Annotated in this window: 17 protein-coding genes; 9 read left to right on the top strand and 8 right to left on the bottom strand. The window is 69.8% G+C overall.

What is annotated here, in order from left to right; genetic code table 11:
- Positions 1-13: 13 nt before the first annotated feature.
- From ACK4UM_RS02105 to ACK4UM_RS02120, 4 genes are read right to left on the bottom strand one after another with little or no spacing between them, the layout of a single operon-like run.
- Entirely contained in the window at positions 14-1,099 is a 1,086-nt protein-coding gene (locus tag ACK4UM_RS02105; RefSeq protein WP_409794919.1) for a branched-chain amino acid ABC transporter permease, read from the bottom strand.
- 54 nt (positions 1,100-1,153) lie between these two features.
- Complete coding sequence (locus tag ACK4UM_RS02110) at positions 1,154-2,110, bottom strand: branched-chain amino acid ABC transporter permease (RefSeq protein ID WP_409794922.1); 957 nt, start codon at positions 2,108-2,110, stop codon at positions 1,154-1,156.
- Between the two features lie 15 nt (positions 2,111-2,125).
- Positions 2,126-2,998, bottom strand: coding sequence for an ABC transporter ATP-binding protein (locus tag ACK4UM_RS02115; protein ID WP_409794924.1), 873 nt, complete (start codon positions 2,996-2,998; stop codon positions 2,126-2,128).
- A complete protein-coding gene (locus ACK4UM_RS02120; protein ID WP_409794927.1) occupies positions 2,995-4,971 on the bottom strand; it encodes an AMP-dependent synthetase/ligase in 1,977 nt (658 codons plus the stop codon). Before ACK4UM_RS02120 ends, ACK4UM_RS02115 begins: the two co-directional genes overlap by 4 nt.
- A 333-nt stretch (positions 4,972-5,304) precedes the next feature.
- Here ACK4UM_RS02120 and ACK4UM_RS02125 point away from each other — a divergent pair, with 333 nt between their 5' ends.
- Positions 5,305-8,205 (top strand): PAS domain S-box protein, encoded by a 2,901-nt coding sequence (locus ACK4UM_RS02125; RefSeq protein WP_409794930.1) that lies wholly within the window; start codon positions 5,305-5,307, stop codon positions 8,203-8,205.
- A 76-nt stretch (positions 8,206-8,281) separates the two neighbouring features.
- On the opposite strand, the gene ACK4UM_RS02130 is transcribed toward ACK4UM_RS02125, so the two are convergent.
- Positions 8,282-8,905 (bottom strand): I78 family peptidase inhibitor, encoded by a 624-nt coding sequence (locus ACK4UM_RS02130; RefSeq protein WP_409794932.1) that lies wholly within the window; start codon positions 8,903-8,905, stop codon positions 8,282-8,284.
- A 260-nt stretch (positions 8,906-9,165) separates the two neighbouring features.
- Here ACK4UM_RS02130 and upp point away from each other — a divergent pair, with 260 nt between their 5' ends.
- Positions 9,166-9,795, top strand: a complete 630-nt coding sequence (upp, locus tag ACK4UM_RS02135; protein WP_409794935.1) for a uracil phosphoribosyltransferase — start codon at positions 9,166-9,168, stop codon at positions 9,793-9,795.
- 11 nt (positions 9,796-9,806) lie between these two features.
- Here the strand turns inward: upp and ACK4UM_RS02140 are convergent, their stop codons facing one another.
- The 3 genes from ACK4UM_RS02140 to ACK4UM_RS02150 form a co-directional block, all read right to left on the bottom strand.
- Entirely contained in the window at positions 9,807-10,424 is a 618-nt protein-coding gene (locus tag ACK4UM_RS02140) for a TadE/TadG family type IV pilus assembly protein (RefSeq protein ID WP_409794938.1), read from the bottom strand.
- A gap of 11 nt (positions 10,425-10,435) precedes the next feature.
- A complete protein-coding gene (locus tag ACK4UM_RS02145) occupies positions 10,436-11,017 on the bottom strand; it encodes a TadE/TadG family type IV pilus assembly protein (protein ID WP_409794941.1) in 582 nt (193 codons plus the stop codon).
- A gap of 244 nt (positions 11,018-11,261) precedes the next feature.
- Positions 11,262-11,714 (bottom strand): pilus assembly protein N-terminal domain-containing protein, encoded by a 453-nt coding sequence (locus ACK4UM_RS02150; RefSeq protein WP_409795162.1) that lies wholly within the window; start codon positions 11,712-11,714, stop codon positions 11,262-11,264.
- Positions 11,715-12,336: 622 nt separating this feature from the next.
- On the opposite strand from ACK4UM_RS02150, the gene ACK4UM_RS02155 reads away from it, so the two are divergent.
- The 7 genes from ACK4UM_RS02155 to ACK4UM_RS02185 all read left to right on the top strand — a co-directional run bounded on the left by ACK4UM_RS02155 (position 12,337) and on the right by ACK4UM_RS02185 (position 17,721).
- Positions 12,337-12,531, top strand: a complete 195-nt coding sequence (locus ACK4UM_RS02155; RefSeq protein ID WP_409794943.1) for a Flp family type IVb pilin — start codon at positions 12,337-12,339, stop codon at positions 12,529-12,531.
- A gap of 75 nt (positions 12,532-12,606) precedes the next feature.
- Entirely contained in the window at positions 12,607-12,798 is a 192-nt protein-coding gene (locus ACK4UM_RS02160) for a Flp family type IVb pilin (RefSeq protein ID WP_409794946.1), read from the top strand.
- Between the two features lie 59 nt (positions 12,799-12,857).
- A complete protein-coding gene (locus tag ACK4UM_RS02165) occupies positions 12,858-13,373 on the top strand; it encodes a prepilin peptidase (protein WP_409794949.1) in 516 nt (171 codons plus the stop codon).
- A 111-nt stretch (positions 13,374-13,484) separates the two neighbouring features.
- Positions 13,485-14,270 carry a Flp pilus assembly protein CpaB gene (gene cpaB, locus ACK4UM_RS02170; RefSeq protein ID WP_409794953.1) on the top strand — a complete coding sequence of 262 codons (786 nt, stop codon included), beginning with the start codon at positions 13,485-13,487 and terminating at the stop codon, positions 14,268-14,270.
- An 11-nt stretch (positions 14,271-14,281) separates the two neighbouring features.
- A complete protein-coding gene (locus ACK4UM_RS02175) occupies positions 14,282-15,712 on the top strand; it encodes a type II and III secretion system protein family protein (protein WP_409794956.1) in 1,431 nt (476 codons plus the stop codon).
- Positions 15,713-15,728: 16 nt separating this feature from the next.
- The gene (locus ACK4UM_RS02180) at positions 15,729-16,451 is read left to right on the top strand and encodes a CpaD family pilus assembly protein (RefSeq protein WP_409794959.1); all 723 of its coding nucleotides are present in this window, start codon (positions 15,729-15,731) and stop codon (positions 16,449-16,451) included.
- A 22-nt stretch (positions 16,452-16,473) separates the two neighbouring features.
- Entirely contained in the window at positions 16,474-17,721 is a 1,248-nt protein-coding gene (locus ACK4UM_RS02185; protein ID WP_409794961.1) for a CpaE family protein, read from the top strand.
- Positions 17,722-17,745: the final 24 nt, after the last annotated feature.

A 17,745-nucleotide genomic window follows, 5' to 3' on the forward strand; every position in this document is an offset into this window, starting at 1 on the left:
GCCCGCCCGGTCCTCAATAGGGGAACGGCCAGACGCGGAGCTTCTGCTTCGCGATCTGCCAGAGCCGCGCCAATCCGTGCGGCTCGACGATCAGGAAGAAGATGATCAAGGCGCCGGTGATCATGAAGCGCAGATGCTCGATCGTCGCGGCGCTCACCGACAGGCCGAACGGCGCGGCGAGCGCCGGCAGCACGATTCCGAGCCCGATCGGCAGCATGAAGATCAGGGCGGCGCCGAAGAACGATCCGATGATCGACCCGAGCCCGCCGATGATGATCATGAACAGGATGAAGAACGATTGGTCGATGTTGAAGACGTTGTACTCGGCGCCGCCGTACCACAGGAAGACCATCATCGCGCCGGCCACGCCGACGAAATAGGACGACACGGCGAAGGCCAGGAGCTTGGCCTGCAGCATCTTGATGCCGATCAGCTCGGCGGCGATGTCCATGTCGCGGATCGCCATCCATTGCCGCCCGAGCCGCCCGTGCACGAGGTTCGAGGCGAACCAGGTGAGCACGATAACCAGGGTGAGGACGACGAAATAGCGCGCCTCCGGCGTCGCCGTCGGGCCGACGATCGGCACGTCGAACAGCGTGCGCCGCGGCGCCTCGATGGCGCCCGAGACGTTGTAATTGTACAGCCACGGCACGCGGTTGAAGGTCCATTGCAGGAAGAACTGCGCCGCGAGCGTCGCCACCGCGAGGTAGAAGCCCTTGATGCGCAGGGACGGCAGCCCGAAGAACACGCCGATCGCCGCCGAGAACAGGCCCGAGACGAGGATCCAGACGATGACGTTCACCTCGGGGAAGATCGTCATCAGCTTGTAGCAGGCATAGGCGCCGACCCCCATGAAGGCGCCCGTGCCGAGCGACAGGAGGCCCGCATAGCCGACGAGGATGTTGAGCCCGATCGCCGCGAGCGAGAAGATCAGGAACGGGATCAGCACCGCGTTCAGGAGGAAGTTCGAGCCGAAGAAGCCGAACGAATAGGCGATCGCGATGATGATCAGGATGCCGATGCGGTCCTGCTTGAGCGGGAACACCGCCATATCGGCCTGGTAGCTGGTCTTGTACTGGCCTGCCTCGCGGTAGAGCACGGTCTGATCCTCTCGAAGGGGGGCGCTTCTCGGTCTCGGGGGCGGGGCTCGTCGCTAGACGCGCTCGATGATCTTCTCGCCAAACAGGCCCTGGGGCCGGAACAGGAGGAAGATCAGCGCGATGACGTAGGCGAACCAGGTCTCGATGCCGCCGCCGAGGATCGGACCCCAATAGAACTCGCCGAGCTTCTCGCCGATGCCGATGATCAGCCCGCCGACGATGGCGCCCGGGATCGAGGTGAAGCCGCCGAGGATGAGCACCGGCAGGGCTTTCAGCGCGATGATCTGGAGCGCGAAGGACACGTCCGAGCGCGCGCCCCACATGATGCCGGTCACGAGCGCGACGATGCCCGCCGCGAACCAGACGATCACCCAGATCTGGTTGAGCGAGATGCCGACCGAGAGCGCCGCCTTGTGGCTGTCGGCGACCGCGCGCAGCGCCCGCCCGATGCGCGTCTTCGAGAAGAAGATCGCGAGCGTTCCGATCATCACCGAGGCGATGATCGCGGCGGCGATGTCGATGTGCTGGATGCGCACGAATCCGCCGGCGAGATCGAAATTCGTCGCGCCCTCGGGCAGCATCAATTCGCGCGTGATCATCACCTTGGGCGCGCCGCCGAAGATGAGCTCGCCGAAGCCGATGAGGAAATAGGTCAGCCCGAAGGTCGCCATGAACAGGATGATGTCGGGCTGGTTGACGAGCGGGCGCAGCACGATCCGCTCGACGGCGACCGCGAGCGCGAACATCACCGCGATCGCCATCGCGAGCGCGAGGATCGCCGGCACGCCGCGCGAATGCAGGCCGACGAGCGTGAGCGCGGCGAACACCACCATGATGCCCTGCGCGAAGTTGAACACGCCCGACGCCTTGAAGATCAGGACGAAGCCGAGCGCGATCAGCGCGTAGAGGATGCCGGTGACGAACCCCTCCCAGAGCGTCTGGACGAGGAGGTCCGGCGCGTCCGCCATGAAGACGAAGGGCGAGACGAAAACTTCGTAGAACACGTCCATGTCGCATTCGCCTCGTCAGTGCGGCACGCCGAGATAGGCGTCGATGACCTTCTGGTCGCGTTTGACTTCGTCGGGGGTGCCGTCGGCGATCTTGCGCCCGTATTCGAGCACGACGACGCGGTCGGAGAGGTCCATGACGACGCCCATGTCGTGCTCGATGAGCGCGATCGTGGTGCCGAATTCCTGGTTCACGTCGAGGATGAAGCGGCTCATGTCCTCCTTCTCCTCGAGGTTCATGCCCGCCATCGGCTCGTCGAGGAGCAGGAGCTCGGGCTCCATCGCGAGCGCGCGGCCGAGCTCGACGCGCTTCTGCAGGCCGTAGGGCAGCTTGCCGACCGGCGTCTTGCGGATGTGCTGGATCTGCAGGAAGTCGATGATGTCCTCGACCTTCTTGCGGTGCTCGACCTCTTCGTTCATCGCCGGGCCGTAGCGCAGGAGCTGCCAGAAGAAGTTCGACCTCATCATCAGCGAGCGGCCGGTCATGATGTTGTCGAGCGTCGACATGCCCTTGAAGAGCGCGACGTTCTGGAAGGTGCGCGCGATGCCGCCCGCCGCGGCCTCGTGCGGGCGCATCTTGCGCCGCGTCTCGCCCTTGAAGGTGATGCGCCCCTTGGTCGGGTGGTAGAAGCCGTTGATGCAATTGAGCATCGACGTCTTGCCGGCGCCGTTCGGGCCGATGATCGCGCGGATCTCGCCCTTGCGGATGTCGAAGGAGACGTCGGTCAGCGCCTTCACGCCGCCGAATTGCAGCGAGACCTCCTCGGCGGCGAGCAGGACCTCGCCGCCGCGCGTCGCGCGCTGGGGCTCGGCGCTCGCGGCCGATCGCGGCTCGGCGGCGGCGGCCGGCGCCGGCGCGGCGGCGAAGCTGTGGGCGGTCTCGGCGCTCATGCGGCCTTCTCCATCGCGGGCGCCTTGGCGCCGTAGGTCTGCATGTCGCGGATCTTGACGCGCGCGGCGATGACGCCCTTGCGCCCGTCCTCGAAGGTCACCTCGGTGCGGATGTCGGCTTCCGACGAGCCGTCGTAGAGCGCGTCGACGAGCGGCTGGTAGCGCTCGGCGATGAAGCCGCGGCGCACCTTCTGAGTGCGGGTGAGCTCGCCGTCGTCCGCGTCGAGCTCCTTGTGCAGGATGAGGAAACGCTTGATCTGCGCCCCCGCCATGCGCGGCTCGGCGGCGAGCGAGCGGTTCACCTCGTCGACGTGCTTGGCGATCATCTCGTAGACCTGCGGGTTCTGCGCCAGTTCCTGATAGGAGGCGTAGATGACGTTGTTGCGCTCGGCCCAATTGCCGACCGCGGTCAGGTCGATATTGACGAACACCGTCACGTAGTCGCGCGCATGGCCGAAGGCGACGGCTTCCTTGATGTTCGGGTAGAACTTGAGCTTGTTCTCGACGTATTTCGGCGGGAACAGCGAGCCGTCGTTCAGCTTGCCGACGTCCTTGGCGCGGTCGATGATCTTCAGATGCCCGTTGGCGTCGAAGAAGCCGGCATCGCCCGAGCGGACGAAGCCGTCCGGCGTCTTGGTCTCGGCGGTCTTCTCGGGGTCCTTGTAATAGGCCTGGAAGACGCCCGGCGAGCGGAACAGCACCTCGCCATTGTCGTCGATCTTGATCTCGACCCCCGGCACCGGCCGCCCGACCGTGTCGGCGTGGATCTCGCCGTCGGGCTGCATGGTGACGTAGACGGAGGCCTCCGTCTGGCCGTAGAGCTGCTTGAGATTGACGCCGATCGAGCGGTAGAAGCGGAAGATCTCCGGCCCGATCGCCTCCCCCGCCGTGTAGCCCACCTTGATGTCGGTCAGTCCGAAGCGGTTGCGCAGCGGCCCGTAGACCATCACGTCGCCGAGCCGGTAGAGGATCCGGTCGAGGAGGCCCACGGGCTCCTTGTTGAGGATCTTCTCGCCGACCTTTCCGGCATGGTCGATGAAATACCTGAACATCGCCCGCTTGAGCCGGCCCGCATCCTCCATGCGCACCATGGTCAACGTGAGCATGTTCTCGAAGACGCGCGGCGGCGCGAAGGCGTAGGTGGTGCCGATCTCGCGGCGATCCTCCACCACGGTCTCGGGGCTCTCGGGGCAATTGACGCAGAGCCCCGCGAGGATCGCCTGAGCGTAGGAGAAGATGTGGTCGCCGACCCAGGCGAGCGGCAGATAGGCGATGATCTCGTCCGTCTCGTCGAGCCGGTCGAAATCGCAGCCCATCTTGGCCGCGGCGAGCACGTTCTCGAAGGTGAGCATCACGCCCTTCGGCCGCCCCGTCGTCCCGGACGTGTAGAGGATGATCGCGAGATCCTCGGGCTTGGCGTCGGCGAGCGAGCGGCCGATGAGCGCGGCGAGATCTTTGTCCGCGTCGAGGCGCCGGCGCCCCTCCGCGATGAAGGCCGCGAGCGGGTGGAGGCGCGTATGGTCGTAATCGCGCAGGCCCCGCTCTTCGTCATAGAGAATGTGCGACAGGCTCGGCACCCGATCGGAGATCGACAGGAGCTTGTCCACCTGCTCCTGGTCCTCGACGACCGCGAGCACGACTTCCGCATGGGAGAGGACGTAGGCCATCTCCTCGGCGACCGAATCGGCATAGACCGGGATCGGGACCGCGCCGAGCCATTGCGCCGCCGCCATCGCCCAATAGAGCTTCGGCCGGTTCGAGCCGACGATGGCGATCTTGTCGCCGCGGCGCACGCCAAGCCCGTGCAGGCCGGCCGCGAAGCCGCGCACGGCCTCGTGCACCTCGGCCCAGGTCCAGGACTGCCAAATGCCGAGATCCTTGTGGCGGAATGCGGTGCGGCCCGGGCGGATGCGCGCGTTGCGCGCGATCAGCTTCGGAAACGTGTCCTCGTTCGCGGCGGCAGCCGTCGTCAAGGCGTTCTCCTCCCTGTGGCGCCCGGCCGCACGCGCGAGGCGGACGGCACGGGTTCGGCGTTCCTCTCCGGAAGCGCGGATTTTTCCGCGTTCTTTCCGTTCTTTTTGCGCGCTCCGATCCCTCTCGGGGGTGGTCGGCGCCCGCTTGCGCCTATTTGTACCGAGTGCGGCGCCGCAAACAAGACCCTACTTTCTGAGTAAAGCCCCTCCCCGGCGCGGGTCGGGAGGCGGCGTTCGCGGGTTCGTCGGCGCCGACGGCGGTTGCCAAGCGAGCGGGGCTTCTCCAGACTTCCGCGGAACGGCTGCGAGCTCGTGCGGGCGAGAGGAGACACGGTGCAGGCGAAGGGCCCGGCAGAGGCGGGGGTCGAGCGGTCCGAAGCAGGGCGCGGGGCGGCGAATCACGCGCGCGCCGCCAGCGCCCCGCCAGAGACCGACGCGCGGCCCGGTCGATCGCTCGTCTGGCATCTCGCGCTGTTCGCTTCCGCCCTCGTCGTTCCCGCCTTCCTCTTCATCGCGATCCTGATGGCCCAGGTCGCGAGCGGCGAGCGGGCGCGCTACGAGCGCACCGCGACGACCCGCGCCGTCGAAACGGCGGCGGCGATCGACGCCGAGCTCGCCGGCCTCGCCGCCGCCGCGCGCGCCTTCGCGACCGACCCCGCGCTGGCGGGCGGAGAACTCGACGCCTTCGCCGCGCGCGCCCGCGCCGTGCTGCGCCAGGACGAGGCGGACGTCGTCGTGACCGATTCCGACGGCCGCCGGCTCGTCGACACCCGCGCCGCCGCGCAGGCCGACGGCGCGACGCCCGATCCCGCCTTCGCCTGGGAGCGCCTCTCGCCGGGCGGCTCCCCGGTCTCCGACCTGATCGAGCCGCAGGCCGGCGAGCCGCTCGTCGCGGTGAGCGCGCGCGCGTCGATCGGCGAGGGCGTGCCGCTCCTCGTCTCGATCGCGATCCCCGCCCGGCGCGTGCTGCCCCCGATCGGCGACACCGATTTCACGCATCTCGTCTACGACCGGCGCGGCCTCGCCGTGTCGAGCAGCCGCGATCACGAGCGCGTCGTCGGCGCGCGCGCAGAGCCGGGTCTCGGCGCGCTGACCGCCGCGGGCGCAGGCCATTTCACGAAGACCGACGCCCGAGGCGATCCGATGCTCGCCGGCCACGCCCGCACCGTGCTGTCGGACTGGACGGTGCTCGCGACGATCCCGCAGGCGAGCGCGCGGGCGCAGGGCACGCGGATGCTGCTCGCGCTCTCGGCCCTCGGCCTCGGGCTCTTCGCCATCGCGAGCGGGATGGCGATCGTCTTCGGCCGGCGCGCGGCGGACGCGATCGGGCGGCTCGAGACGATGGCGCGCGCGGTGGGGAGCGGGCGGCGGCCGGAGCCGCTGGTGTCGCGCGTGCGGGAGGCGAACGCGGTCGGCGACACGCTCGTCGCCGCCGCCGACGCGCTCGCGCTGCGCGCGGCCGAGCTCGGCGCGAGCGAGCGGCGCCTGCGCGTGGTGCTCGACAATCTGTTCGCGGTCGTCGCCGTGATGGAGGTCGACGGCACCCTCGTCGAGGTGAACCGCACCCCGTTGCGGGCGATGGGCCTCGCCCGCGGCGCGCTGATCGGGTGCCGCGCCTGGGAGGTGCCGCCCTTCTCCGAGGCGCCCGCGAGCGCCGCGCTCGTGATGCAGGCGGTCGAGCGCGCCCGCGAGGGCGTCTCCTCGCGCTTCGACCTCGACATCGCCCGCCCCGACGGCCGACGCATGGTCCTCGACGTGCAGGTGGCGGGTCTGCGCGACGAGCGCGGCGCGGTGCACCGGATCGTGGCCTCGGGCGTCGACGTCACCGCCCGCGAGCGGGCGACGGGGGATCTGCGCGAGAGCGAGGAGCGGCTGAGGCTCGCCGTCGCCGCCGGCCGCCTCGGCTCCTGGGAGGTCGATCTCGCGTCGGGCCGCTGCATCGTCTCGCCGCGCACCGCCGAGATCTTCGGCGTCGCCCCCGAGACGCTCGGCCTGCACGCGGATTGGCTGCAATTCGTGCTGCCGGAGGACCGCGACGAGATCGCCTCCGCCTTCGAGGCCGCCATCGTCGGCGCGGCGCCCTACCGGGTGGTGTATCGGCTGGTGCGGCCGAGCGGGGAGATCCGCTTCGTCGCCTCGCGCGCGCTCGTGCAGCGCGACGAGAGGGGGCGCGCCCGGCGCTTCATCGGCGTGCATCTCGACGTAACCGACGAGCGCCGCGCGGAGGAGGAGCTGCGGCGCGCGGTCGACCTCCTGCGCATCATCGGCGAGACGACGCCCGATCCGATCTGGGTGCGCGACGGGCAAGGCCGGTTCGTCTTCGCCAATCCGGCGCTCGGCCGGCTCGTCGGCGCGGACGCGGAGGCCCTCGTCGGCGATATCGGCCGCGGGCCCGCCGCCGCCGAGGCGGGGCTCGCGGCCTTCGGCGCCGACATGGCCGTGATCGGCGAGGGCGTGCCGCGGGTCGTCGAGGAGGACGTCGTGCCGCCGGGCGAGCATCGCCGCACCTTCCTCGTCTCGAAGACGCCGATGCGCGACGCGCGCGGGCGCGTCACCGGTCTCGTCTGCGTGGCGAGCGACATCACCGATCGCAAGCGGGCCGAAGAGCGCCAGGCGCTCATGGTCCGCGAACTCCACCATCGGGTGAAGAACTCGCTCGCGACCGTGCAGGCGATCGCGAACGCCACCGCGCGTACCGCGACCGACGTCGCCGCCTTCCGCGAGGCCTTCAACGCGCGGATCATCTCGCTCGCGCGCACGCACACGCTGCTCACCGAGAACGCCTGGGGCGTGATCCGGCTGCGCGATCTCCTGGAGACGGAGCTCTCGCCCTACGCGCACGACGTCGAGGGGGCGCCGCGGGTGCGCATCGACGGTCCGGACCTCGCGCTGCCCTCCGACGTCGCGCTCTCGCTCGGGATGGCGATCCACGAGCTGACGACGAACGCGGCCAAATACGGCGCACTGTCGACGCCCACGGGCAGCCTGACCGTCGCCTGGGCGATCGATTCGCGCGCCGGGCGCCGCCTCCTGCGCTTCGACTGGACGGAGCGCGGCGGGCCTCCCGTGGGCGGGCCGCCGACGCGCCAGGGCTTCGGCACGCGCCTCCTGCGCCACATGCTCGGCGGCCAGCTCGAGGGGGAGATCGACATGCGCTTCGAGCGGGAGGGGGTGTCCTTCGCGCTCGCGATCCCCTTGGTCGAGCCAGCCCCGCCGAGCGAGCGCGCCGCTTGAGGGCGAACCCCCGACGCGAGAGCGCCCGGCCCGCAGGGCGGACCGGGCGCTCGGTCTTCGCGACCGGCCGATCGGATCAACGGCACTCGACGTCGACGACGATCCGGCGACGGTCGACCGAGACCGTCAGGCGATCGGGCCGGAACTCCTGCGTATAGAAGCGGCCCGGCTCCTCGACGCGCAGCGTGCGCGCCCGCGAGGCGTCGAGCGCCTGCTCGAGCCGGCTGTCGGTCGCGCGGCGGCCGATGATGAACTCCGCCCGATCCGCCCGGCAGCGCCCGGCGCGATCACGGCCGCGACCCCAATCGCGCTCGCGCTCCAGGCCCGGCGGCGTGAAGCCGGGGATCGGGATCGGAATGGGGATCGGCACGGCGCGCGGCGGCTCGGGGCGGACCGCCTGGCCGGTGGCGAGGAAATTCGCGCTCGCCCAGCCGACGCGCCCGCGGAAATCGACTTGGCACCACGTGCCGCGGCAATCGAGAATGTCGACGCGCGAGCCCCGCGGCATCGAGAGGATGACGGCGAAATTCGTGCCGGGGCCCGTACGCAGGTTCAGATCGCTCGTCACCGTCGCCGGCTGCGCGGCCGCGGCGGCGATGCCGAGGAACAGAGCGCCGACGACGACGATCGCCCGGCGGGCGAGACCCGTGACGGCGTCTCTCAGGACGGCTCTCGGGAGGGCAGTTGCGAGTCCTGTCATGATGACCTCCTCACTCGCGTTACGGATGGCGACGCGTGGATGGCGTCGCCCGTTTCGGGGGCGCAACGCCGGACCGGGCAGGTAGTTGCCGCCGGTTCCGTCCTTGCGCCTCGTCCGTTCGTGTGGACCATGTCACCTGACCCGCACGTGAACGGCGCTCCGCCGTTTCCTCGGGGCTCGGCTTGGGCTAGATCTCGGGCAGGATCCGGAGCCGGGCGGCGCGTCGACCGCTCGCCCTCCAGTGAGCGAGGAAACAGGCCATGCAGGGCGTCACCGTCGTCGATCACCCGCTCGTCCAGCACAAGCTTAGCCTGATGCGCGACAAGACGCGCTCCACGAAGGGCTTTCGGCAATTGCTGAACGAGATCGGGATGCTGCTCTGCTACGAGGTCACGCGCGACCTGCCGATCGAGCACGTCGAGATCGAGACGCCGCTCGCGCCGATGAAGGCGCCGCAGATCGCCGGCAAGAAGCTCGTCTTCGCGCCGATCCTGCGGGCGGGCGTCGGGTTTCTCGACGGCATGCTCGAACTCGTGCCCTCCGCCCGCGTGGCCCATATCGGCCTCTATCGCGATCCGGAGACGCTGCAGGCGGTCGAATATTACTTCAAGGCGCCTTCCGACCTCGCCGACCGGTTGATCATGGTGCTCGATCCGATGCTGGCGACCGCCAATTCCGCGGTGGCCGCGATCGAGCGCCTCAAGCAGCGCGGCGCGCGCGACCTGCGCTTCGTCTGCCTGCTCGCCGCGCCGGAGGGGATCGCGCGCCTGCACGAGGCGCATCCCGACGTCCGGATCTGGACGGCCGCGGTCGACGAGCGCCTCAACGACCACGGCTACATCGTGCCGGGTCTCGGCGACGCTGGCGACAGGATGTTCGGGACGCGGTGAGGCTCGGCCCCTCAGGTGGGGCAGGCGAGCGTCTCGAAGGTCACCTGCGGCGCGTTCCGCACCGGCCAGGCGGTCCGCTCCGAGAGCGTGATCTCGCCCACGACGCCGCTGCCGACGGAGGGGCGATAGGGCGCGAACACCTCGGCCACGATGAAGGAGCTGCCGGGGTGATCGAAACCGGTGGGAACGGGCATCGGGTCGCCGGCCCGGTGCGCCAAGCGCGTGGAGCCCGCGACCGGACGCGTCCTGCTCCAGCACACCCGGCCGACGATCGCGTTCTCCGAATTGCGGCTGACGAACACGCTGGTCACGACGATCTCGACGTTGCGATGCTCGAACGGCACCATGACGGCGGTCGCCGCATCGAAGATCTCGCCGAGGCGGCGCGCGTCGGTCGTGGTCTCGCGGCCGACGAGGTCGGCGACGGTGCGCGAGAGGATCGTCACCTTGCGATCGAGGTTGAGCGCGACGGTCACCTCGACCATGCCGAACCACAGGAGAAGCATGACCGGGAGCACGAGCGCGAACTCGATCGCGGCGACCCCCGATCGCGCGCGCCGGAAGCGGGCGAGGCAGGCGGGCAGCCGCGCGCGGCGCTCGCGTCGGGAGGGGGCGTGCGCGGACGACATCGGTCTCCTCCTCAGAACGGCTCGTTGCGGAACGCGGCGGAGGCGACGATCAGGCGCCCGTTGCTGCGCGGCCGATCCGTGACGCCGGCGAGCGCCGCGCCGAAGGATTCCATGAAGAACATCGGATAGAGCAGCGCCGCGCGCACGATCACGATCTCGCCGGTCCGCGTCCGCTCGACCCGCGACTCCGCAGGATCGAGATTGCCGTCTTCGTCGAGGATCACACCGAAATTCGCGGTGAAGGCCTCGACCTCCCGCACGGTCACCTGGAGCGTCCTGCGGCAATCGACGAGCGCGACGACACGGCTGCAGACCAGCTCCCGGAAGGCGGCCGCGCGCACCTCGGGCGAGGAGTTCCCATGCAGCTGCTCGAATTGGCCGGTATAGATCTGGCGCGCGGAATCGGCGACGGCCGTCTCCAGCACCTGCGTCGTCCAGAAGACGAGCGCAGTCTCGATGATGGCGAACAGAAGCGCGAAGAACGGCAGCGCGACGAAGGCGAACTCGATCGCGGTGGCGCCCTCGCGGGCGCGCCAGAAGCGGAAGACGAGGCGCCGCACCCGGCGCGGAGGGCGCGTGGCGGGGGACGGCACGGGTGACGAGCACGGCGGCTGCACGGGTCGACCTCGACGTCAGCTGGTGGCCGGAACGGCATTCGGCCTCATCCGATCGATCGAATTCTAACCGATGGACTCTTTCGCCTTGGTTGCCGCGATCGTCGAAAGTCGGGGCTCTTGTGCGCCGATGACACGAATCGTCCCTGTCGCCTCGCGTGCGCGCGCGATTCCCTAGATTTCCGGGAGAGGGCGTCGAGAGGGCGGCAGCGACGCTCGCCCGTCAGCGGCCCTGCGTGGCGAGGTTGTTGCGGTTCGTCGCCTGGTTCCCGACGGCGCCGAAGAACTGCTCGGAATCGCCCAGGCGCAACGCGGGTTGGCAATTGGGCGTGCAGCTGTAGGTCTCGCGCGCGAGCCCGCGCTGGACGACGACGACCGAATCCGTCGGCGCCTGCACGCTGACCATGCTCTCCGCGAGGAGGAGGCCCTGCCCGTCGAGCGCGATGAGGTTCGTCGCGCCGTAGCTCTTGCCGGTGATCACGACGATGCCGTTGCGCTGCACGGTCACGTCCGCGATGAACGGATTGCCGACGATCACCGTCTGGGTGCGCTCCGGCAGCCGGATCACCTTCGCGTGATCGAGGAGCACCGTGAGCATCTCCTGCGAGGGCGCGGCGGGCGGCGGCGGCGCCTCGCCCGCGAGGCGCGCCTCGAGCTCCGGGGTGAGCGCGACGATCCGCGGCGCGGGGGTCGCGGCCTCCTCGACGACCGCTTCGCCGCCCAGATCGGCGGCGATCCGCTCGTCCTGCGCGAGCGAGGGCGTCGTCACGAGGGCGAGAGCGGCGAGCGCCGTCGTCGTGGCAATGGTGATGATGCGCATCCCTGTCGTCCTCTCCGGCACCCGCGAAAGACCGGCTGCAGCGCGCCGACACGATCTCCACCGCATCGCGCACCGCGCCAGCACAGCCGAAAATGGTGAATAAATCTTGAACTTCGCCATTCGCACTCGTCTTCAATCGAGCGGGCATCGTGAACCCGCGCCGACATGCCGTGCTGGTCTCGCGCGCTCGTCATTCTGCGACAGCAGCGACTGCAAGAAACAGGGTGTTGAGCCCTCGTTCACCAACAAGTACCTTCACGTTCTCACTTCGGCACAGAAATTTACGTAGTGTTTCCCCGGTGAAACAGGCAGAATGAAAGATTAACCATCCGCGTTATTGTCCGTTCCGGACGCGAAATCATTCCAAAATTTAACCGGTTCGCAACCGGTGCCGGCCTAGGTTCATCCCATCGCCGCCCGGCACCGGAAGCAGAACAGCCGGTCGGTGCGCGTCGAAGGGAAAGACAGGAGCATTCCGATGCAGAACCTCTTCAATCGTTTCGTCAAGGACGAGTCCGGTGCCACCGCGATCGAGTACGGCCTGATCGCCGCCATCATGGCGGTTCTCCTGCTCGCCGCCTTCTCGTTCCTCGACGGTCCGCTGCAGGCCGCCTTCCAGAACATCGGCAACCAGCTGACGAACGCCGGCACCGCCGCGACGATCAACAACTGATCCCCGCTCGGCGCCCGGGTCGTCTCCCGGGCGCCGGCCGGCCCGTCGCGGTCGCGAACAGAGGGAGCTCGGAGGATGCTGAGACGCTTTCGCCGATGCCGCCGCGGCGCGACCGCGATCGAGTACGGACTCGTCGCCGCCATCATGGCGCTCATCATCCTCGGCGCGTTCCCGCCCCTGAAGGAAGCCTTCGAGCCCGCCTTCGAGGCGATCGGCGACTATCTGACCGAGCGCTCGGAGCGCATCGCCGAGAACGGGATCCAATAACGCCGTCTCGCCGCCGTGTCCGGCGCGCGCCGGACGGCCTTCATCGAAAGGACGATCGCATGCTCGTGCTCGTGTCGACCGCGGCGCTCGGCGCCTGCGCGATCCTCCTGATCTACGCCGCACTCCACGATCTTCTCACCTACACGATCCCCAACCGCGTGAGCCTCGCGCTCGTCGCGGCTTTCGCCGTCTACGCGCTGTCATCGGGGCTCGCGCTCGACGCGATCGGCTGGCACCTCGCCGCCGGAGCGACTGCGCTCGCCGTCGGCTTCGGCCTCTTCGCCGCACGGCTGATCGGCGGCGGCGACGCGAAGCTCGCGGCCGCAATCGCGCTGTGGATCGGCTGGAGCCACCTTTTGACCTTCGCGGTGGCGGCCGGCCTCGCCGGCGGAGCGCTCACCCTCGCGATCGTGGCCCTGCGCGCCCTGCCGGTGCCGATCACGATCGGCGGGTGGACGTGGCTCGACAAGCTCCAGGACAAGAGGAGCGGCGTCCCCTACGGCATCGCGCTCTCGGCCGGTGCCCTGTTCGTTCTGCCGCAGACGCCGGTCTGGACGGCGATTTTCGGCGGCTGAAGGACGCAGCCGCGATCACCGTCGCGATCCATTAGCTTCGATTAACCATAAGTTGACGATTCGCTGGTGAAGTCTAGCCACCCGGAAACGTGGCGTTCGGACTTCGGAACCATGAAGCGAGCACAACTCCTAGTACTTGGCATCGCGGTCGCGGCCGGTTTGGGCGCCATGCTGATGACGCGGGGCGCGCCCCCGCCGCCGCCGACGCCCGAGCCCGTCGCCTACGTGGCCCCCGCGCCGCGGGTGCAGACGACGCCCGTTCTCGTCGCCGCCGTCGACATCCCGATGGGGCAGACGCTCCGATCGGAGGATCTGCGCTGGCTCGATTGGCCGGCGGACAGCGTCCCGGCGGGCCTCGTCACGAGCGATCAGGGCATCGAGACCGCCGCCGGCGCCATGACGCGGGTCGCGCTCCTCGCCGGCGAGCCGATCCGGCCCGAGCGCCTGATCCGCGGCGGCAACGGCTTCATGTCGGCGATCCTGCCGCAGGGCATGCGGGCGCTCGCCATCTCGATCGACACGCGCGGCGCGACCTCCGCCGGCGGCTTCGTCCTGCCGAACGACCGGGTCGACGTGATCCGCACCGTCCGCGACGAAGGCGGCGGGGATTCGCACAGCGCGCAGACGATCCTGCGCAACATCCGCGTCCTCGCCATCGGCAAGAACGTCCAGACCGACGAGCGCGGCAATTCCTACGTCGACGGAGAGACCGCGACGCTCGAGGTGACGCCCTCCCAGGCCGAGATGCTCACGCTCGCGCAGCGCACGGGCCAGCTCGCGCTCGTCCTGCGCAGCCTCGCCGACGCCTCCCCCGCCGAGGACGTGGTCGAGGAGACCGAGAGCAACGGGCTCACCATCGTCCGCTTCGGCGTCCCCCGCCAGACGACCACGCCTTGAGGATTGAGACGATGTCCGTCCGCCCGACGCTCTCCGTCGCCCGCGCCGCGCTCCTCGCCTGCGCCGCGCTCGCCCTCATGCCCCACTCCGCTCCCCTGGCGGCCGATTGGGGGCCGGCCACGACGGTCGCGCCGTCCGCCGGAGAGGCGATGATGGCGCGTACCATCAATCTCGCGGTCGGGAAGTCGGTGATCATCGATCTGCCGCGCGACGCGAAGGAGGTCTTCGTCGCCAACCCCGCGGTGGCGAACGCCGTCGTCCGCTCGGCCCGCAAGATCTTCCTCATCGGCCAGGCGGCGGGTTCGACCTCGGTCTTCGTCTTCGATGCGCAGGGCCGGCAGATCGCCTCGCTCGACATCGCGGTCGGCCGCGACCTCGCGGCGCTGCGGGAGACGCTCCGGCGCGCCGTCCCGAACGCGACGATCGACGTGCAGGCGGCGGGCGATTCGATCCTGCTCGTCGGCTCGGTGCCCTCCGCCGCCGATGCCCAGCGCGCGGTCGACATCGCCAACGCCTTCGTCGGCGCGGCCGAGGGGACGCGCGGCGCGGTGGTCAACTCGCTCTCGATCGGCGCCAAGGAACAGGTGATGCTGCGCGTCACCGTCGTCGAGGTGGCGCGCTCGGTCCTCAAGAATTTCGGCATCACCACGTCGGCGGGCTGGACCGCGGTGTCCGGCAACGGCCTGTCCCTCGCGATGCGGGGTTCGCCGGTCGATCCGACGAGCCCGCGCTCGACGGTGGCGGCGACGCTGTCGGCGGGCGGGTTCAACGTGCAATCGACGCTCGACGCCTTCGAGAGCGCGGGCATCTCGCGCGTGCTGGCCGAGCCGACCCTCGTCGCGATCTCCGGCGAGACGGCGGATTTCAACGCGGGCGGCGAAATCCCGCTGCGGACCTGCACCGGCACGGCCGCCGATCGCACCTGCGCGGTCGAGCTCCTGCAGATCGGCGTCCAGCTGCAATTCACCCCCGTCGTCCTGTCGAACGGCCGGATCTCGCTGCGGGTGGCGACGCGGGTGCGCGAGCTCGACAGCGCCAACTCGATCAATTTCGAGGGCACCCGGTTTCCAGGCTTCAAGACGCGCGAATCGGCCACCAGTCTCGAGCTCGCCTCGGGCTCGACGATCATGACCGCGGGCCTCCTCAGCCAGACCTCGGGACAGACGATCAGCGGACTTCCGGGTCTGATGAACCTGCCCATCCTGGGCTCGCTGTTCCGCTCGCGCGACTACCAGCGCCAGGAGACCGAGCTGATGATCCTGGTCACGCCGGTCATCGCCCAGGCGATGCAGCCGACCCAGGTGGCGCGCCCCGACGACAATTTCGTCGACAGCTTCGATCCCCAGGCGGTGCTTCTCGGCCGGCTGAACCGCCTCTACGGCACCGCCGCGAACACCGACCCGGTCGGCCTGCGCGGCACCTTCGGCTTCATCGCGGATTGACGAGGCTTCGACCAAAATGACCAGACCAGCCATTGCAAGGATCGACGGGAGCCGGGCGCGAGGCGCGCTTCGCGTCGCCGCCGCGGCCGCTCTCGTGCTCGCGCTGGGTGCCTGCGCCGACCGCGTCACGCAGACGGGCTCGCTCTACCCGCACGATCACCGCGAACGCCATCCGATCGCCCTCGTCGATGCCCCGAAGACGCTCGACGTCCTCGTGCGCGGCACCGGCCTCGACGCCCGCCAGCGCGACGACGTGGTCGCCTTCGCGACGGATTACCAGCGCCACGGCTCGGGCGCGCTGCACGTGCAGGTGCCCGCCGGCGGCGACGAGATCGGCACGCGCCGCACGCTCGAGGGCATCCGTCACGCGGTCGCGAGCGCCGGGCTGCCGACGCGCCACCTGTCGCTCTCCACCTACCCGGCGGCGCGCGGAGAGGTCGCCTCGGCGATCCGCCTCTCCTTCCGCAAGCTGCAGGCGCGGGTGCAGAGCGAATGCGGGACCTGGCCGCAGGATCTCGGCGTGAGCGATGCCGCCTTCGGCCTGCGCAACGAGCCCTATTGGAACCTCGGCTGCGCCATGCAGAACAACATCGCCGCGCAGACGGCCGACCCGATCGACCTCGTGCGCGGGCGCACCGCCGACGGCGGCGACGCCGCGACGCGCGTGCGCGCGCTCGACGCGCGGCGCGAGGGCGCCGATCCGTCGACGAACTGGCCCCCGCTGCGGTCGACGAGGTGAGCCCGTGTCGGAGATCCCCACGATGAGCCAATCGCACGCGCAGGACGAACCGATCGCGCCGGTTCCCCGGGTCACCATCCAGGCCTTCTGCGAGACGCAGTCCGTCGCCGATTCGATCGAGGCCATGGCCGCGGACCGGCGGATGGTGAAGGCGCACGTGCGCGTCCAGACCGGCGGCGGCGCCGCGGCGGCGGCGGGCGCGGGGGGGGGGGCGCCGCCCCACGAGCGGCTGCTCGAGGCCCGCAGCCAGTCTCCCGAGGAATTCCTCGAACAGCTCGACCGCCTCGCCGAGGTCTGCGACAGCGGCACCGAGGTGATCGTGCTCGGCTACGTCAACGACGTCGGCTTCTACCGCGAGCTCGTTCGCCGCGGCGTGCGCGATTATCTCATCGTGCCCGCGGCGCCGATCGACCTCGTGCGCGCGGTCTCGGGCCTCTACGCCGCCCCCGGCGCGAAGCCCGTCGGACGGACGATCGCGGTGATCGGCGCCAAGGGCGGCGTCGGCGCCTCCACGATCGCCCACAACGTCGCCTGGTCCTTCGCGCGCACGCTCGCGAGCCCGACCGTGATCGTCGATCTCGACGTCGCCTACGGGACGGCGGGGCTCGACTTCAACCAGGATCCGCCGCAGGGCATCGCGGACATCGTGTTCGCGCCCGATCGCGTCGATGCGACGATCGTCGAGCGGCTGCTCTCGCGCTGCGCCGACCGGCTGAGCCTCCTCGCGGCGCCCGCCGTCCTCGACCGCACCTGCGATCTCACCGAAACCGCCTTCGACCACCTCGTCGACATCCTGCGCGCCTCGACGCCGACGATCGTGCTCGACGTTCCGCATGTCTGGACGGCGTGGGCGCGGCGGCTCCTCGTCGGCTCCGACGACGTTCTCGTCGTGGCGGCCCCCGAGCTCGCCTCCTTGCGCAACACGAAGAACCTCGTCGACCTCCTCAAGCAGTCGCGACCCAACGACCACCCCCCGAAGGTGCTGCTCAATCAGGTCGGCGTGCCCAAGCGGCCCGAGATCGCGCCGGCGGATTTCGCCAAGGCGCTCGGTCTCGAGCCCGCCGCGGCGATCCCGTTCGAGCCGCAGCTCTTCGGCACCGCGGCGAACAACGGGCAGATGATCGCCGAAATCCAGCCGAACGCGAAGGTCGCGGAGTGCTTCGACGACATCGCTCGCGCGATCGTCGGGCGGACCGCCGAGCGTCGCCGCTCGGGCGGCTCGCTGCTCGAGCCCTTCCTGTCCAAGCTCGTACGCCGCAAGGCGTCCTGATCCGCGAGGAGCCGTCGAAAGCCC

The organism is Salinarimonas sp., from assembly GCF_046292825.1.
Taxonomy (GTDB): Bacteria; Pseudomonadota; Alphaproteobacteria; order Rhizobiales; family Beijerinckiaceae; genus Salinarimonas.

Excerpts from the sequence above, each read along its gene's own strand:
- ACK4UM_RS02110 (WP_409794922.1), bottom strand. The coding sequence starts at position 2,110 with ATGGACGTGTTCTACGAAGTTTTCGTCTCGCCCTTCGTCTTCATGGCG.
- ACK4UM_RS02115 (WP_409794924.1), bottom strand. The coding sequence starts at position 2,998 with ATGAGCGCCGAGACCGCCCACAGCTTCGCCGCCGCGCCGGCGCCGGCC.
- ACK4UM_RS02130 (WP_409794932.1), bottom strand. The coding sequence starts at position 8,905 with ATGACAGGACTCGCAACTGCCCTCCCGAGAGCCGTCCTGAGAGACGCC.
- upp (WP_409794935.1), top strand. The coding sequence starts at position 9,166 with ATGCAGGGCGTCACCGTCGTCGATCACCCGCTCGTCCAGCACAAGCTT.
- ACK4UM_RS02140 (WP_409794938.1), bottom strand. The coding sequence starts at position 10,424 with ATGTCGTCCGCGCACGCCCCCTCCCGACGCGAGCGCCGCGCGCGGCTG.
- ACK4UM_RS02155 (WP_409794943.1), top strand. The coding sequence starts at position 12,337 with ATGCAGAACCTCTTCAATCGTTTCGTCAAGGACGAGTCCGGTGCCACC.
- ACK4UM_RS02160 (WP_409794946.1), top strand. The coding sequence starts at position 12,607 with ATGCTGAGACGCTTTCGCCGATGCCGCCGCGGCGCGACCGCGATCGAG.
- ACK4UM_RS02165 (WP_409794949.1), top strand. The coding sequence starts at position 12,858 with ATGCTCGTGCTCGTGTCGACCGCGGCGCTCGGCGCCTGCGCGATCCTC.
- cpaB (WP_409794953.1), top strand. The coding sequence starts at position 13,485 with ATGAAGCGAGCACAACTCCTAGTACTTGGCATCGCGGTCGCGGCCGGT.
- ACK4UM_RS02175 (WP_409794956.1), top strand. The coding sequence starts at position 14,282 with ATGTCCGTCCGCCCGACGCTCTCCGTCGCCCGCGCCGCGCTCCTCGCC.
- ACK4UM_RS02180 (WP_409794959.1), top strand. The coding sequence starts at position 15,729 with ATGACCAGACCAGCCATTGCAAGGATCGACGGGAGCCGGGCGCGAGGC.
- ACK4UM_RS02185 (WP_409794961.1), top strand. The coding sequence starts at position 16,474 with ATGAGCCAATCGCACGCGCAGGACGAACCGATCGCGCCGGTTCCCCGG.